General features: G+C 39.6%; 14 protein-coding genes and 1 tRNA gene. 10 read left to right on the forward strand and 5 right to left on the reverse strand.

The window, feature by feature from the left end; translation table 11 throughout:
• Positions 1 to 17: 17 nt before the first annotated feature.
• Positions 18 to 335 carry a hypothetical protein gene (locus FK178_RS13100; RefSeq protein ID WP_146836053.1) on the reverse strand — a complete coding sequence of 106 codons (318 nt, stop codon included), beginning with the start codon at positions 333 to 335 and terminating at the stop codon, positions 18 to 20.
• Between the two features lie 121 nt (positions 336 to 456).
• On the opposite strand from FK178_RS13100, the gene FK178_RS13105 reads away from it, so the two are divergent.
• Positions 457 to 528, forward strand: a tRNA-Arg gene (locus tag FK178_RS13105).
• A 65-nt stretch (positions 529 to 593) separates the two neighbouring features.
• Here FK178_RS13105 and FK178_RS13110 read toward each other — a convergent pair.
• Genes FK178_RS13110 through FK178_RS13125 form a run of 4 tightly spaced genes read right to left on the reverse strand, consistent with a single transcriptional unit; the run spans position 594 to position 5,696 of the window.
• A complete protein-coding gene (locus FK178_RS13110; protein ID WP_317130361.1) occupies positions 594 to 2,003 on the reverse strand; it encodes a TolC family protein in 1,410 nt (469 codons plus the stop codon).
• Between the two features lie 3 nt (positions 2,004 to 2,006).
• On the reverse strand, positions 2,007 to 3,350 hold the full coding sequence (locus FK178_RS13115; RefSeq protein WP_146836055.1) for an HlyD family secretion protein: 1,344 nt from the start codon (positions 3,348 to 3,350) through the stop codon (positions 2,007 to 2,009).
• Between the two features lie 5 nt (positions 3,351 to 3,355).
• Entirely contained in the window at positions 3,356 to 5,017 is a 1,662-nt protein-coding gene (locus FK178_RS13120) for a peptidase domain-containing ABC transporter (RefSeq protein WP_146836057.1), read from the reverse strand.
• Complete coding sequence (locus FK178_RS13125) at positions 5,010 to 5,696, reverse strand: TetR/AcrR family transcriptional regulator (protein WP_146836059.1); 687 nt, start codon at positions 5,694 to 5,696, stop codon at positions 5,010 to 5,012. Before FK178_RS13125 ends, FK178_RS13120 begins: the two co-directional genes overlap by 8 nt.
• Before the next feature lie 323 nt (positions 5,697 to 6,019).
• On the opposite strand from FK178_RS13125, the gene FK178_RS13130 reads away from it, so the two are divergent.
• The 9 genes from FK178_RS13130 to FK178_RS13165 all read left to right on the forward strand — a co-directional run bounded on the left by FK178_RS13130 (position 6,020) and on the right by FK178_RS13165 (position 17,827).
• Entirely contained in the window at positions 6,020 to 6,562 is a 543-nt protein-coding gene (locus FK178_RS13130) for a lipid-binding SYLF domain-containing protein (RefSeq protein WP_146836061.1), read from the forward strand.
• Positions 6,563 to 6,680: 118 nt separating this feature from the next.
• Positions 6,681 to 7,181 (forward strand): RidA family protein, encoded by a 501-nt coding sequence (locus FK178_RS13135; RefSeq protein WP_146836063.1) that lies wholly within the window; start codon positions 6,681 to 6,683, stop codon positions 7,179 to 7,181.
• 111 nt (positions 7,182 to 7,292) lie between these two features.
• Entirely contained in the window at positions 7,293 to 7,835 is a 543-nt protein-coding gene (locus FK178_RS13140) for a lipid-binding SYLF domain-containing protein (protein ID WP_146836065.1), read from the forward strand.
• 119 nt (positions 7,836 to 7,954) lie between these two features.
• Positions 7,955 to 8,974 carry a LacI family DNA-binding transcriptional regulator gene (locus tag FK178_RS13145; protein ID WP_146836067.1) on the forward strand — a complete coding sequence of 340 codons (1,020 nt, stop codon included), beginning with the start codon at positions 7,955 to 7,957 and terminating at the stop codon, positions 8,972 to 8,974.
• A 104-nt stretch (positions 8,975 to 9,078) separates the two neighbouring features.
• The gene (locus tag FK178_RS13150) at positions 9,079 to 11,844 is read left to right on the forward strand and encodes a helix-turn-helix and ligand-binding sensor domain-containing protein (protein WP_146836069.1); all 2,766 of its coding nucleotides are present in this window, start codon (positions 9,079 to 9,081) and stop codon (positions 11,842 to 11,844) included.
• Between the two features lie 238 nt (positions 11,845 to 12,082).
• Entirely contained in the window at positions 12,083 to 14,617 is a 2,535-nt protein-coding gene (locus tag FK178_RS13155) for a SusC/RagA family TonB-linked outer membrane protein (protein ID WP_240793838.1), read from the forward strand.
• Positions 14,618 to 14,733: 116 nt separating this feature from the next.
• Complete coding sequence (locus FK178_RS15675) at positions 14,734 to 15,195, forward strand: hypothetical protein (RefSeq protein WP_240793839.1); 462 nt, start codon at positions 14,734 to 14,736, stop codon at positions 15,193 to 15,195.
• Between the two features lie 11 nt (positions 15,196 to 15,206).
• Positions 15,207 to 16,718, forward strand: coding sequence for a RagB/SusD family nutrient uptake outer membrane protein (locus FK178_RS13160; RefSeq protein ID WP_146836071.1), 1,512 nt, complete (start codon positions 15,207 to 15,209; stop codon positions 16,716 to 16,718).
• An 11-nt stretch (positions 16,719 to 16,729) separates the two neighbouring features.
• On the forward strand, positions 16,730 to 17,827 hold the full coding sequence (locus FK178_RS13165) for a carbohydrate binding domain-containing protein (protein ID WP_146836074.1): 1,098 nt from the start codon (positions 16,730 to 16,732) through the stop codon (positions 17,825 to 17,827).
• The last annotated feature ends 3 nt before the right edge of the window (positions 17,828 to 17,830 follow it).

Raw genomic sequence — 17,830 nt, forward strand, 5'->3', positions numbered from 1 at the left:
GTTGTTTTATTGAATTTTTATTCCTTGATACTATACACTTCAAGGAATTCAGGCCCACCGTCTACGGGGTATCCTTCAACTTTAGTGGCGGTAACCTTAACGGTTTTACCTTCATATTGCTGAAGATCTATCTTTTCACTTCTTAGTGCATAAAAAGTATCATCATTGGTAAGGGTATGCGTACCGTATTGCCAGGAGGTCATGCCTATGGCCTCAATTTTTCCTTCCACCTCTATCTTATTTGGTGTTTCCATAGATGTTTTGGTTGTTTGATTATTACAGGTAGCGGTAAAAAAATATAAAAACAATGTGGTTAAAAGGGAAATAGATTTCATCTTAAAATGATTTAATTAGATATCTAAGTTAAGTTACTTTAAGGAAATATAAAAAACCTGATTTTTTGGGGGAAACTAAACTTATTTCTGAAAACATTCTTATTTTTGTGCCCCCTTCAACGGCCTCGTAGTTCAATGGATAGAATAGTAGTTTCCTAAACTGTAGATCCAAGTTCGATTCTTGGCGAGGCTACGTAGAAATAGAACCACAACAACAAAACCCTGTTAATCTTTGATTGGCAGGGTTTTTTGATAATCTTAATCTGTAGCAGGAACTATTCCCAAACTCCGGAACAAGCCTGCTTTGGCGTAAAGAAATTTATTAAGGATCTCATTTTGTTTTAAACGTGCTTCAATCAACCTGTTCTCCCGGGTATTAATTAAGAAAAGAGAACTTTCCCCAAAGCTCATCTTTCGTTCTTCAGCACCAAGCAAAATGCTGTAATTCTCTACCATTTCCTCTGCCAGTTGTAACTGCAGATTATAGGATTCCAGCTCCTGAAAAGCTGCCTCGATCCTGTTTTCCAGCTGCCTTTCTCTCAATTTAAGATCGAGCTCTGCATCCTGTATCCTGAAATTGGCCAGTTTAAGATCACCCCGTTCTTTCCTTAAGAACAGGGGAAAGGCAAATCTCACTCCTGCCTTATAATTTTCGCGGTAAAAACGTTGAAATTCATCGGGTTCCTGGGTAAGGAAATTATATTGCAGATTAATTTCCGGCAACAGCCTGTTGGCCATAAGCCTGCGGTTTACCTCCAAAGCCCGTAGGCCAAGTTCCAGGGATCTTAGCCGTGGATGATTTTCGGGGATTACTCCGGGGGCTATAACCTGTGGAAGGCTTAATACATTATTTATTAAAGGAAGAAGGCTTGTCTCCGGTACGATATCAGGTTGCAGTTCTACTGGTGTATTATTACCCAGCCAAAGAAAATTGGACAAATCCAGCCTTTCCTTAATAAGCTCAACCCGTGCCTGCTCAAGGTCCAGTCTTCGGTTTTGAACAGATATATTTGCTTCAACGGTATCTATAGCCGGGATCTCGCCCATCCTCGCATTTTGAGTAATTCCTCTATATCTTTCCAGGGAATTCTCAAGAAAACCTTCATAAATGATCATCTCATTGTACACCTTTAACCAGTCAAAATATGCGAGTGCTGCCGAGTAAAGTACCTCATTTACCATCAGGTCCCGCTCTGCCAGAGATTGGTCTCTGTAGATCTTTGCGTTGCGCAGGGAAGCCATACGTTGATTTATAAACATTCCCTGGCCCACATCCATGGAAATCCCTGCACTAAATAGGCCATCTTCCGGGACAGTTCTTTCTGGATTCAAATAAACACCCTGGTTTTGCTCAAAATTTGCTTTGAGCTCAATTCCATACCAGGTAGGGATCTTAAAGGTGGAATTTAAAATGTCATAGTATTCTGTGTTTTTGAAGGCTTTCCGGTCATAATCTACCTCTATTTTAGGATCAAATCCTCCCCGGGCCCGCAACAATTCAGCTTCAGCCATGCTTAATTTTAAACCTGCCTGTCTTGCTACGGGATGAAACTGTTTTACATATGCCAGATACTCCCTGAATGTAAGTACCTCGGGCAAAGTTTCCTGGGCAAGCAAAGAGGGTCCAAAAACAAGAAACAGGATAATAAGGTTCTTCTTTATGCTCATTTTTTATTTAACTGTTGCAGCCTGTGCAGGTTGATAATAATTAGGAGGGAAGCCATTTAAATTCCTCCATATCTCATACCATATTGGCACCTCTTCCAGCAATGCCAGGGTCCTTACCCCGCTGCCAATACGTACATCTTTTGGCCAGGGATGGTCCTCTGGATCTGGTGCAAGAAGGACCCTGTATAAACCATTATCACTTATAAAATTTTCAACAGCAACCACCTTTGCACCATATGTTCCAAATGAAAGGTTCTCCCAGCCACTGAATACTATTGCCGGCCAGCCGTCAAACTGTACCCTTACCTTCTCTCCCCTGTGTAATAAGGGTACATCCAATGGCCTAACAAAGGTTTCTACAGCAAGTTGGAAGTTGGAGGGCATGATCCCAACCAGGCGTTCACCTTCCTTGAAGTTTTCACCAATACCTGCACGTAAAGCCCTGTTAATAAACCCGTCCTGAGGTGCCAGGATGTAATAAAATTGATTTCTAATGCTGTAATTCGTAAAATCATTTTCCAGTTTGCTCACCTGTGCTTCCGCATCAAACTGGCTTGATTGTGCCGTAAACATGTCACTCTCAGTCTTGGAGATCTTATCATTATATTCGGCCTGGATCCGGTTAATCTCAATACCGGCATTGATCACCTCATTCTCACTTGCCAAAAGCCTGTTTTGAGCCGATATATAACGTGCCTGCGTTTCCTGGAATTTTAATCTTGCCTGTTCCACATCCGGCAAAGCTTTAAGACCCTCGCTTTGAAGTTGCACAGTTCGGTCCAGTTGCGTCCTGGCTATTTGTAAATTGGTGGCTGCAGCTTCCAGATCAATGCTGTCGCTTTTTACCTTTAATCCAGCCTGTTGCAGCTTATTGTTGGCCTGCTGAATTTTTAGGCTTCGCTCGCTTTTTATCGCATTTATTTGATCGCCCAGGGCTCCCACTTTACCCCGGTAAGATTCCACTGAACCACTTTTTGCTGTAATTTGTTCACCCGTACGTTCCACCAGTAACGGATCAAAATATTGATTGGTTACCTCAGAAATATGAAGAATGGTATCTCCTTTTTTTACAAAATCCCCTTCCTGTACATACCACTTTTCAATCCTTCCCGGAATGGGAGATTGGATAGTTTGTGGCCGGTGCTCCGGGCTAAGCGTAGTTACATTACCTTTTCCGGAAACTGTTTGGGTCCAGGGCAAAAATAAAATGATCAGGAGGAGCAAACTAAACCCCAGTAATATTCTGTTAAACCATTTGTAATGCCTGTGATGAAATACACGCTGTGCAGATTTATACCCGGACAGGTCAACTTTCATATTTAATTTTTCCTGAGATATATTAAGCATTATCCCTATTTTTTATATTTATCTATTCTGTTTTCCAGAAATACTTTCTTGTCACAAACTGTTTCCCAAACCGGATTTTGACTTGCAACCAGGATTGACCATTTATGCACAGGATCTATTAAAAATTCCAGGATCCTTGTTGCCTCTGCAGGATCAAAAAGTTCCAGTGGTTCCTTGAGAAGTAAAATATCCGGTTTCCTTACTATACATCTTGCCAGAATTATTTTCTTGCTTATAAGAGATGATAGGTATTTTCCTTCCGGCAGTATGTTAGTGTGAATCCCATTCGCCTGCTCCTTTACAAATTGGGAAAGTCCCGCATGCTCAATAGCCCAGTAAACATCCTTTTCAGGTATACGTGAATCTCCAAAAGTGATGTTTTCAAGGAGGGTCCCTTCAAATGGGAATTCTTCGGCAATAAAAACCCCCAGTCTTTTTCTATATTCGTTTAGCTTTATTCCGTTAATGGAAACATTGTTAATGTAAATATTGCCCTGTGAGATCTCATTAATCCCTGCTATCAATTTTAAAAGACTGGTGCGGCCGCTTCCGTTTGGCCCTTTTAATAAAACTTTTTCACCTGCCTTTAATTCAAAGGAAATATCCTTGAGGATACTGCTTTTTCCAACTTTATAGCTTACCTCTTTTAACTCAAGGTTTAGGGGACTCGCATCATACATTTTATTTCTTCCTTCTTTACTTTCAAGTTCCTTGTCTACTACTTGTCCCATTTTTTCAAGTGATGTAAGAGTATCATAAATAATATCAAGGCCCTTTATTAGTCTTTCAACAGAACTAAGAATTAAAAGAATAATGATCTCTGCAGCAACAAATTGACCTATGTTCATTTCCTGATTGAGCACCAAAAGACCTCCAATTGCGAGCAGACCGGCAGTTACCAGTACCTTGAACAATACCATTTTTACATATTGTATCCTAAGTATTTTAAAATGTGATTCCCGCGCCTTTAGATACTTCTCTGTTAACTGGTCATTTTTTTCCATTGCAAGATTGCTATTGCCGGCCACCTTAAAGCTAAATAGTGATCGTGCAACTTCCTGTAACCAGTGAGCCACTTTATATTTGTGTTTGGACTCATCAAGACTGGTTTCCAGACCTTTCCAGGCCGTAAATTTAAATACCAGGTAAATAAGCAGTACCAGCAGGAGGCCGTAAATAATAAAGAAAGGATGATACAAGGAGAGCAGGATCAAACCAAAGAGTATTTGAAGCAATGCGGCAGGGAAATCCAGGAGTAATTTGGTTACTCCCTTTTGAACATTCAACGTATCAAAGAACCTGTTGGCCAGCTCTGGCGGATAAATATCTGTGAATTCTGCCATTTTTATGCGGGGGAACCTGTATGTGAATTCAAAAGAAGAACGGGTGAAGATCTTTTGCTGAATATTCTCCACAATACGTATTTGCATGATTTCCAGTAAGCCCACAAGGCCCACAGCCAGCGTTACCAGTACTACCAGGATGATCCAGGAAGTACTTACACTTCCTCCCTGAATAAGGTTTACAATTGCCTGGATTCCAAGGGGAACCGCCATATTAAGTAAACCTGCGAAAATGGCATAGTAAAATATTTGAAGAATATCCTTTCTGTCCATTTTAAGAAGGCCGGTGAGCCTCTTTATGGCCGAGCTCGATTTTTTAACCATGCTTAGTATATTTTAAAGTTGAAAGGACCAGGTAGTTAAAATACTCGGCAGGGCTTAAATTCTTATTACAATCTGTAAGAGCAGGAAAATGCTCCCGCAAAAAGTGTTGATGTAATCCTCCTTCAACTACGGTACTTGCCAATGCTGCCGGATAGGGGTAGTCACTGTGAACATTAAGGATCATTTTTTTAAGCCGTAGGATTAGCCTGTTATATACCTCAAAATAACCTTCTGTATTTTCCTTATCTACTTCTTTGGTGAGATATGATTTTGAAAATTCATTCACCACCACTCTGTTTAAAAGGATCTCATCAATATGTGAATTCAAGCTGTCTTTTTCAATCCTGCGCGTTAACACATTAATAGCGGTTTCCAGAACCTCCTCTGCACCTGCAATATTATTGGTGGCAAAAACCAATTGATATTCTTTCCAGGCCCAATACCAGGAAGTCAAATAAAGAAGCAGTTTATGTTTGTTCTCAAAATACCGGTAAATACTGCTTTCATTGGACCCAATTACTGCTCCCAGTTTTTTAAAAGTGTAATTTTCAAAACCAATTTCATGGATAAGAATAATGCTCTTTTCAATTATTTTTTTGCCCAAAGCAGATGATTCAGGATCCTTTACATAAAGATTTTCGTGAACGCCAATTTTAATTCCGGAAAACAACTGTTTCATAATATGAATTATTTACCCGCAAATATAATAGTAAGACTATCATATTTGCAAATTTTATTATCGAAAAGTAAATAATCGTGTTTTAGAAATTTTGAATTTATACTGGTAACCAGCATTTTATCTGGTGACTATTGCAATTGTGGGAAGTAAATTATAAAACAAAATATGCTAACTATTAAAGTTGATATTTATACACTGCATTTGTTAAAATTCAATGAACATTTTATGTAGAACGCTAATATTAAGTGAAATAACAGTCGTTTAACATTCGGTATTTAATGTATCAAGTAATTTTCCACTTCTAACCATTAAATAATTAAAAAATGAAATTTCCTAAAGATTTTTACAAACCAGTATTAATGTTGGCATTCCTTGTATTTGCCAGTTGTGGTACTTCAAAAACCAATTCAGGAGATCTGGTTGCAGATTCTCAGGAAGCGCGAACTACAATTACTCAAAGATATCCGGATATGGCAGACCTGTTTCAAAATTCCCATGGATATGCAATTTTTCCTAATGCAGGAAAAGGAGCTTATATAATCGGGGGTGCCTCAGGAAATGGAGCTGTATATGAAAATGGGAGATTGATAGGATATGCAGACCTTAAGCAGGTGGATATAGGATTACAGGCTGGAGGAAAAGCCTTTGTGGAGGTTTTATTTTTCCAAACCCAGGCCGCAATGAATAAGTTTAAAGAAGGAACTTATGAATTATCTGGAAACGTTAGTGCAGTTATTCTTGAAGAAGGAGTTTCCAGAGATGTGGAATTCAATGATGGAATTGCAGTGATCACCATGCCTAAAGCAGGTGCAATGGCAGGAATTTCTGTGGGAGGCCAGCGTTTCAGCTTTCAGCCTTTAAAGTAATAAAGGATATTAATAATTTTAAAAGCGGTTTCTTTACTGAAGCCGCTTTTTTTTATGATTCCCGCCGATTATTAAATACTTTTATATACTCTGTTTTTTTCATTTAAAGATTTTCCAGATGCGAAATTTACCTGTTTTCCTCGTTTTATTTTTTATTTCCTTTCTTACAGCGGCCCAAACGCCGGAGGAACGAATTGATGAGTTGGGCATTGACCTGCCCGAGATCAAACAACCGGTTGCCAATTTTTTAAAATGGCGACAGGTGGGGAATCTCCTGTATCTTTCGGGAGAAGGTAGTACTTTAAAAGGAACCCTGGGGAAAGACCTTAATACCCAACAAGGTTATGAAGCCGCACGGGAAACGGGAATAAAAATACTGGCTACCTTAAAGGCTGCAACCGGAGACCTTTCCCGAATAAAACAATTTGTAAAGGTACACGGCATGGTTAATTCGGCCTCCGATTTTTACGAGCAACCCGGAGTTATAAATGGATTTTCAGATCTTATGGTGGAGGTTTTTGGGGAAAAAGGAAAACACGCCCGGGCCGCAGTAGGCCATAATACCCTTCCTTTTAATATTGCCGTAGAGATAGAAGTGATCGTGGAACTGGAGGAATAATTAAAAATGCTTATTTCGCTGTTTTCTCACTTTCTTACTAATTAGCTTCAGGAATAAAATAACAGATTAAATTTCAATGTTGTAAATTAGAGGTCTCTTAAAACCAATCTCATGGTCAATTCAAAATTCAATATATGTTTGTTAAGTTTTATCCTTGTGCTAATTTCTACTGTAGCCATAGGACAAACAGCAGAACAAAAGGCAATAATAGACGATGCTAAAAAAGCTAAAACCGCCTTTGCTCAAACAGATCCAGGCATCACTAAATTATTTGCCAGTGCTGAAGGTTATGTGATCTTTCCAAATGTTGGAAAAGGAGCCTATGTAGTTGGAGGTGCGGCAGGGAATGGTGTGGTTTATGAAAATGGAAATCTTGTGGGAATGGCTAAAATACTCCAGGTAGATATTGGATTACAGGTTGGCGGACAGGCTTTCCGGCAGGTGATATTTTTTAAATCGGAAGCGGCCTTAAATAGATTCAAGGGCGGCAATTTTGAATTGGCAGGGAATGCCTCGGCAGTTGTTTTGGAACAGGGTAAAGCAGCCAGTATAGAATTCAGGGATGATGTAGCGGTTGTAACTATGCCCAAAGCAGGTGCAATGGTGGAGATCTCTGTAGGGGGCCAAAAATTTGAATATGAAGATCTTAAATAGAGCAACTTTCGGTGAAAGCCTTTCAAAAATATTTCCCTTTTAGAAGAAATTATGCATTTATAAGGCTTACTTCTTTTAATCTTCTTTAATTTTAAGGCGTATTAAAAATTCCCGCTTTCATGAGATCAAAAATTACATTAAAAGAGCTGGCCAAAATTTTGAACGTTTCGGTCTCAACGGTTTCAAAATCCCTAAACGACAGTCCAGAAATTAGTCCGCAAACGGTTAAGAGGGTCAAGGAACTGGCACAGTTGCACAACTACCGGCCAAACCCAATCGCGGTTAACTTAAAACGCAGCCGTACGGGAAATATAGCGGTAATTGTTCCCAATATTTCCAACACATTTTTTGCAAAAGTTCTGGGAGGGGTGGAAAATGAAGCGAGAAAACAGGGTTTCCAGGTGATCACCTATATCTCGAACGAATCCCTGGACCATGAACAACAAATTACCGAACTTATTTCTGCCGGGATCGTAGACGGTCTCCTAATCTCTGTTTCTGAAGAAACGCAAAAGCTTCAGGATTATGAACATCTCCATCTTTTAATGGAATATGAGATCCCCGTTGTGTTATTTGATCGCATCAATATGGATATAGGGATTGATGCCGTGGGTGTAAATGACCGTGGAAGTATTTATGAGGCTGTGACTTTCTTACATTCCCAAAACCTTAAAAAAATAGCCCTTGTATGCGGGCTGGGGGAGATAGGATTGGGAAAGCAACGAATAGAGGGTTTCACAGATGCCTGTAAAGACCTTGGTCTTTCTACAGATGATAAGTATATTCTGGCATCCAAGGATATACCCGAGGTAAAGCAAAAGCTGAATAAATTGCTGGTGGAAGATAGGGTGGAGGCCATTATTGGTCTCGATTATTTAAGCACCCTGCTGGCGTCACGAGTAGTACAGGAAAATAATATAAGGATCCCGGAAGATGTAAAGATCATTGGTTATGTAAATGAAGATTTTGCCTCCTATTTATGGCCTTCTATAAGTTATGTAGATCAACACCCTGTAGAGATGGGGGAACAGGCAACCGCTATGTTAGTAAAAAGGATCAAGGAACCCTCCGTAAAGACACCTGCCCGTGTTATTTTGAATACCGAGATAAGACATCTCGATTCCACACGGTCTAAGTAATTTTCTTTTAATACTTTTCTTTCATTGAAAAGCCCTTCCTCTAAATAGGTGCCGGGCTTGATTTACCCGATTTTTAGAATTAAATTCGAATCAAAATTATCTTTTTGCGAAATCCCGTCCTGTTTTTTCTCCTATTCCTTCCATTGGCGCTGTATTCGCAGGAATTACCCCCTGTGATCAATTTTAGCCAAAACCAATATGACGCAGGCAATCAAAACTGGATGATCTCCCAGGGAGAGAATAAACACATTTATGTTGCGAATAATTCAGGACTCTTACAGTTTGATGGGGAACATTGGAATTTATATGAGGTTCCTGGGGGTACCGCTGTACGATCTGTTTTGGCTTCACAAAAAAAAATATACACGGGGTCTTATATGGATTTTGGATATTGGGAAGCCAATCCAGCGGGCGAATTACAATACAATTCCCTGAAGGATTCCGTTATTACCGGGATGTATGATGGAGAACAATTCTGGGACATTAAAAAACTTGGAGAACATGTTGTCTATCAAAGCCATCAACGGCTTTACAGTTTTAATGTTAGTACAGGAAAGGTACATCCTATAGTTACCGAAAGTAATATTTCCAATCTTTTCATGGTAAACGATAAGATTTACTATCAAGTGGTGGAGAAAGGCCTGTTTGTTATAGAGAATGGATCAGGGACCCTTTTTATATCCAATGAAAAAATAGGGGATAAGCCCATCATTGGTCTATTCTCTTTCGCGGAAAATAAAATGCTGGCTATCACCCGGGATGATGGCGCGTACATGGTTACCGGGAATCAATGGGAGGTCTTTCCTGTTAATAATTATCCATTATCTGTTAGTTTCTTTTCTGCCCTTTATATTGAAGATGGTACCCTTGCTCTTGGAAGTATAGGAAGTGGACTTTATCTATTTAACCTGAATGAATCATCATTTTATCATTTGTCCCAACCCACACTTCAAAACAATACAGTGCTTTCTGTTATGCAGGACCATGAAGGGAATATTTGGGGAGGGCTAGATAATGGAATTACCGTGATCAACAATAAAAGCCCTTTTCGAATTTTCGTGGATACTTTTGGGGAAATTGGAACGGTATATAGTAGTGCTGTAATAAATGGCATAAGATATCTGGGCACAAACCAAGGCTTATATTATAAAGAGGCTCAAGGGGAAAGCAGCTACAGACTTGTTCCGGGCACCACGGGGCAAGTTTGGAGTATAAATTACCTGGACGGAAAATTATTTATAGGACATGACAGGGGAACCTTTCGGGTAGAAGGAACCTCTGGGAAACTTATATGGGAAGGATTAGGAACCTGGACAGTCAAGAAATTGGGTTCAGGATTTCTCCAGGGGCATTATAACGGATTGAGTTATTTTTCCGATGATCCTCTGGGTTCAGGTCCGGAATATTTAAAAGATTTTCACCTATCTTCCAGGAATATCATTGTTGAGAACGATTCAATTATTTGGATAAGCCATTACCATAAAGGTATTTTTAGGTTGAAACTTGATAAAGATTATTCTCGAATTGAAAATATTGAAAATTATCCCACTGAGAATAATTTTGGATTTGAGCCGCAGATATTTGTTATGGACCAGGATATCTATTATTCAACTGAATCTGCTATTTACCGGTATGATAAGAATGAAAATGTCTTCTTAAATAACAATGAACTAAATCACTTAACTAAAGGTCTCCATAGAATAAGTGGAGCATCTCAGGTACTGCAAGATGGAAGCTGGTGGAGTTTTGGAAGAGACGAATTGTACTCTGTGACACGAGATCCTTTTGAGCAAAAACTAAGATTGCGTTCAATACCCTTGCCCCTTGAAAACAGGAATATAACTAAAGGTTTTGAGAACATTTCACTTATAGGGAAGGACCAGTACCTCTTAGGGTCCAATGTGGGATATATTGAATTTTCCCTTCCCCTAACAAAAATCTCCACTGGTGAACTAACAATCAATGCCGTGAAAACGGCCGCTAAAGGAAGTAATTTAGAGTACAGGCCATTGAAGGTTTCTAATCTGGATCTTGAGAATAAAATTAACAACGTGAAATTTTATTTCAGCATTCCAAATTTTCAGAAATTAACAGGTATTCAATATAGTTACAGGATTCTCAATTATTCTTCTACCTGGAGCCCGTGGAGTGAATATGGAACGGCAGAATTTGAGAATTTACCTCCGGGTTCCTATACCTTTGAAGTAAAAGGAAAAAGCAATGAAGTCGAAACAGGTATTTTGAGTTACGAATTTTCCATTGCCAGGCCTTGGTATCTCTCACTTCTTGCAATGCTTGGATATTTTTTGCTTTTAATATTAGGTCTCTTTGGGGTTCATATGGCTTACAAAAGGCATCACGAAAAAGTTATAAACGAAAGGGAAAAGAACCTCCGTATGCAAACTCTTGAAGCCGAGCAGAAGATAATTAAACTTCAGAAGGACCACCTGGAGAAAGATATGGCAGAAAAAAATGAGCAATTAGCTGCGTCCACTATGTCGATTATTAGAAAAAATGAATTTTTATCCGTGCTCAAAGAAGAGTTGAAACATGCTGAAACTTCTAAAGTGAAAGGGGTAATTAAAACCATAGATAAGGAAATTAGTGAGGAGGATAATTGGAAGATGTTTAAAGAGGCCTTTAAAAACGCAGATAAGGATTTTTTTGGAAAGATAAAATCAAAACATCCTGAGCTTACATCAAACGATCTTCGCCTTTGCGCTTACCTTCGACTTAATCTTACTTCAAAAGAAATAGCTCCTTTAATAAATATTTCGGTAAAAAGTGTTGAAATAAAGCGATATCGTTTGAGAAAAAAAATGAATTTGCCCCACGAAATCAATTTGACAGATTATATAATGGAACTTTAGCCTTAACAACCCGTTGTTCTACCTTTACACCACCTCTACACTAACCAAAAAAATTATTTTTTTTTAATTTTTAAATTCTTCTGCATTACAGGATTTTTGTTAGAAAGGCTTGTCTTTTAAGTAGGTTCCTGGATACTTTACAAATATACTGTGAGTGTATGTTTTTTGTAGAGGTGCTTTTTCAGCACAATTGTGGTTTTGTTAATATATTGGTAACATAATTTTAACAATTAATCAGATGAAGAAAATTACATTTTTCTTAATTGCCCTTTTTGGCAGTTTCTTTTCAATGTATGCGCAAACGATTTCGGTGCAAGGAAAGGTGACTGATCAAAATAATTTACCCTTACTTGGGGTGAATGTATTGGTTAAAAATGCAACCAAGGGTACAACAACAGATTTTGACGGAGACTATTTAATAAAAGTTTCCCAAAATGACATTTTAGTGTTTTCTTATTTAGGCTTCGAAAGCCAGGAATTTCCAATTACCGGATCACAAACTTTAAATGTGGTTCTTCAGGAGGATGCAGATGCCTTGGAGGAAGTGGTTGTTGTGGGATATGGGACACAAAAGAAAAGTGTCAATACCGGTGCGATCTCCTCGGTAAAGGCAGAAGAACTTGAAGCTGTTCCTAATGGCAGGATCGAACAAACTTTACAGGGTAGGGTATCTGGGGTAACAATTGCATCCAATTCGGGACAACCAGGATCTTCCTCAACCGTTAGGGTGAGGGGTCTTACTACTTTTGATACTTATGGTGGAAATACTCCACTATGGGTAGTGGATGGAGTAATTGTAGATGCGGGAGGTATTGGATTCCTTAACCAACAGGATATTGAATCTATTGAGGTTTTAAAAGATGCAGCCTCTCTCGCTATATATGGTGCCAGGGCCGCAGCTGGTGTTATCCTGGTAACAACTAAAAAAGGTAAAAAAGGAAGATTCAATGTGAATTACACGGGCACTTATGGGTTTTCTTCTCCAGAGAAAACAGTAAAGCTACTTAATGCTTCCCAGTATGCTGCAATTATGAATGAAAAATCTGTAGCTGCAGGTGGAAATATATTGTATCCCGATCTTTCGGGTTTTGGAGAAGGAACAGATTGGCAAAGAGCTATTTTTAATGATAATGCCAAAAGGGAATCTCATGAGTTTAGTTTAAGTGGAGGAAATGACGTATCTAACTTTTATGCGTCTTTCGGTCTATTGGATAATGCAGGTATTGTTACGCCTGAGATTTCTCAGTATCAAAAGAAGGGTATGCGATTAAACTCCACTCATAAAATATCCGATATGTTCAAGGTGGGACAAACTTTTGGTTATACCCATCAAAAATATGTAGGATTAGGAAATACCAACAGTGAATATGGTGGTCCTTTAAGTTCAGCGCTCAACCTGGATCCTATTACTCCTATAGTTGTAACAGATCCTGCTGTTGCTAATACCAATTTATATACTTCAAATCCCGTTTTCAGAGATGTAAACGGGAATCCTTACGGGATTTCCACCATCGTAGGACAGGAAATGACCAACCCGGTTGCTTATGTCCTTACCAGGTTAGGTAACTCAGATTATGCCGATGATTTCGTTGGAAATGCATTTCTTGAAATCTCACCTTTAGAGCAACTTACTTTCAGAACAAGTATTGGAGGTAACCTTGCATTTTGGGGAGGAGATTTTTATACCCCTGAGTATTTCCTTAGCCCAACTGTTGGCACTTCACAGAACAGCCTGAGCCGAAATACTAATAAAGGTTTCGGTTGGAATATTGAGAATACATTATCTTATGGAGACACTTTCGGGAAACATGATTTTACGTTGTTATTAGGACAGGGAACTTACGTTAATGGTATTAATAGTGGAACTTATACTATTTATCAAAACCTTCCAGTAACAAGTTTCAGAGACGCATCATTTAATTATGAGGTTCCGGTTTCCCAGAGAATTGGAAGTGCGTATACCGGCAATGAGCATAGAGTTATCTCACTGTTCTCACGTTTAAATTATAACTACGACGAAAAGTATCTCTTTACAGGAATTATAAGAAGGGATGGTTCCTCCAACTTTGGACCGAATAATAAATTCGGGATTTTCCCATCTTTCTCTGCTGGTTGGAATGTGTCAAATGAAGATTTCTGGAACCAGAATGAAACTGTAAATTCACTTAAACTTAGAGCTGGTTATGGAGTTACAGGGAATGATGCTATTGCGCCAAACGGTTATCTTGCTCTTATAAATGGTGGAAGAAATTATACTTTTGGGAGAACAGGAGACCAGATCTCAATTGGATACAGCCCAAATGCACCTGCCAACCCGGATCTTAAATGGGAAGAAACCTCACAGCTTAACATTGGGGCAGATGCCAGACTTTTCCAAAACCTGACCATGACGCTGGAGTATTATAAAAAGAAGACTTCAGGAATTCTTCAATATTTCGATATTCCTGGATATGTGGGAGCAACCGGAAGTCCTCTCGGTAACGTTGCTGATATGGAAAACCGTGGGGTAGAATTGGAATTAGGTTATAACCGGAAATTTGGAGATTTAAACTTCTCAGCAAATGGAAACGTTTCTTATCTTGAAAATGAAGTTACGTTCCTGGGAGAAGGTAAGGAATTTATTACCAACGGAGCGGCCGGCTTCCAGTCTATGGGGATATCACCCGGACGCAGGTTGGTCAAGCCTATAACTCTTTCTACGGATTCAGGACAGCAGGTATCTTCCAAACAAGGGAAGAAATCAACGCCTATAGAAATGGGAATGGAAATTTAATTCAACCAAACGCGGTTCCAGGAGATTTCAGATGGGTAGATACCAACGGCGACGGAACTATTACTGATGATGACAAGCAATTTTTGGGTAGTCCTCTACCAAAATATACCTTTGGTTTGACACTGAACATGAATTATAAAGCTTTTGATTTCATGGTCTTCACTCAGGGAGCTGCAGGAAACAAAATATTTCAGGGACTTCGCCGATTGGATATGCAAAACGCCAACTATTCTTCTAGAGCTTTAAGCCGTTGGACAGGGGAAGGAACCTCCGATGATTATCCCCGATTGACTAATAATGATTTAAATGGTAATTTTAGTAAGGCTTCAGATTTTTATCTTGAAGAGGGGGATTATTTTAGGATCAAAATAGTTCAGTTAGGATACAGCTTGCCTACTGACATAATAAATCAAATAGGTGCTCAGAAACTTAGATTATATGTTACGGGAGAGAACCTATATACCTTTACAGACTATACAGGATATGATCCTGAAATAGGAGGAAATGTATTGGGAATAGACCGGGGTTACTATCCACAGGCGAGATCTATCCTTTTTGGGGTTAACTTACAATTTTAAAAATAAAGATTATGAAAACACACAATTTCAAGTTGATATTAATTGCATTTGCAGTAATATTCACAATGAATTCCTGTAGTGAGGACTTTCTTGAGGTGCCTGTAAAAGGTTCTAATTTGGAATCCAACTACTATAAAAATGAAACCGAAGCTTTTGCAGGACTTGTGGCTGTCTATGATGTAATGCGCAAGTATGGCGGAGGTTTTGAAAACATGATCACTTTCCTGAATGCCGGGTCAGATGACTTTAGAGCAGGTGGTGGAAACGCCTCCGATGGGATAGGAATCCAAAGCTTTGACGATTTTAATATTACTCCCACTTCGATGCCTCAAAGTTACTGGAGCGATTTTTATCAGGGAATATTTAGAGCCAACTTTCTGCTTAGCAAGTTACCTGCCGTACCAATGGATGAGAATTTGAAATCCAGGTTTACAGCCGAGACTAAAGCTCTTCGTGCCTTGTACTATTTTGAGCTGGTAAGGCTTTTTGAAAATATTCCGTTGATCACAAGACCTTTGGAAAGCTCTGAGTTCAATAATGTTCCACAGGTTCCTCCAGCGGATGTTTATAACCAGATTGTTGCGGATCTTTTAGTGGCTATTGATGATCTTCCGCCTACAATTCCGGGAGACCAGGCGGGGCGTTTTAATAAAGGTGCAGCCCAGGCATTACTAGGAAAAGTTTATCTGCAATTGGGTTTAAATTCCGAAGCTGCAGCTCAACTTAGGGAAGTTAATGGAACTCCAGGAGAAACCAACCAGTATGGAAATAAACTTCTGGAGAATTTTGGAGATCTGTGGGTTGTAGATAATAAATTTAATACAGAATCTATCCTGGAAGCTGCTCATACTAATGCCTCCAGTTCCCATTGGGGTAACTGGGGAAGCGGTGCAGATGAAGGAAACTCAGTGAACACCATGGTAGGTCCAAGATCCTACTCACAGTTGACCAATGAAGCACCAGACCTGCCTTCAGGTTGGAGTTTTAATCCTGTTGAACCTGAATTATATAACCTCTTAGAGAACGATCCGCGTTTTGACGCAACTATTCTTGATATGCAGGCTCTTGTTGCTGCAGGGGCTGCAGATTATCTTCCAGGATACGAGGATACAGGTTACTTCCTGAAAAAATTTCTTCCAACACAGGACGATGTGACAACCGGAACCGGGGAACCAATCCTGAATTACAGACAAAACGTTTATGTAATTAGGTTAGCCGACACCTACCTTATGGAGGCAGAAGCTCTTGGAGGTACCGGAGCTAGAGCTCAGGCTTTGTTAGATGCTGTAAGAGCAAGAGTTGGATTGCCCAGTATTCAGGTTTCACTTACTGCTATTTATGCAGAGCGCAGGCTGGAATTGGCAGGGGAAGGGCACAGGTTCTTTGATCTTGTAAGAACTGGTAGAGCCGCTCAGGCTCTAGGGGATGAAGGTTATCAGCCAACGGTGCATTATAGATTACCAATTCCTTACAGGGAAACTCAAAATACCATTATTGAACAGAATTCAGGTTATCAAGAATAAAAACAGCTATTATGAAAAAACTTAGAATTATACCGGGTTTCCTATTTCTCCTTGCAGTTGCTGTGGGGTGTAGCGTGGAAGACGGCATTGATGGCGATACCTCTTTTGTAGAGACTGCCAATACAGAAAATCTGGACGTTATTTTTGATGTAACTAATGATAATTCCGGGAATGTTACCATAACTCCAACAGCGGAAGGTGCAGTTACCTTCGTTGTTGAGTACGGCGATGGTACAGGTACAGATTCATCTGTAACTCTCAAACCGGGTGAAAAAACCACTCACTCATATGCTGAAGGAGATTATACAGTTAAGGTCACCGCAAAAAATATTGGAGGTGAGGCAACTACTGCAGAATTCCCTCTTTCTATTGTATACAGAGCGCCTGAGAATTTACAGGTTTCACTATCCGGAAATATGCAGGTTTCTGCATCAGCTGATTTTGCGGATTCCTTCCTTGTATTTTACGGCGACGTTGAAAATGAGGTTGGCACCCCTCTTACCGTTGGGGAACAATTGCCGGCTCACACCTATCCTGCTACCGGAGCTCCTTTTACTTTAAGGGTTGTAGCCTTAAGCGGAGGAGAAGCTACTACTGAATGGACCAAGGTTTTATTTGGCTTCCCAATTGATTTTGAAATTGCCGAGGTAGCCTTCTTTGGTACTTTTGATGACTGGGGGCAACAGGCCTTTGAGGTGGTTGATAATCCTGATCCTTCAGGTATTAATACTAGTGCCCGAGTTGGGAAATATACTAATGGTCATGCTCCATGGAGTGGAACTTACAGTCCCTTAAACATCCCGATTAATTTTGAATATGGTAAAAAGATCAGGATTATGGTCTATAATCCAGATGCTGCCAATATTGGGAAAAATCTTAATGTTGAACTGGAATGGGCCGTTGGAGTAGATGGGGCAAATCCTTATGGAGCTGTTGTTAAAAGGCCGGTGACAACTTCCGGAGAGTGGGAGGAATTAATCTTTGATTTCAGCACAAATGAAGCAATTCCCCAAGATGCAAAATTTACTCAGCTGGTTCTCAGGTTCAACGATGTAGCCGAAGGAACACAGGAGATCATCTATATTGATAATATTACATTAACCAACTAGAAT

The organism is Antarcticibacterium arcticum, assembly GCF_007993795.1.
Taxonomy (GTDB): Bacteria; Bacteroidota; Bacteroidia; order Flavobacteriales; family Flavobacteriaceae; genus Gillisia; species Gillisia arctica.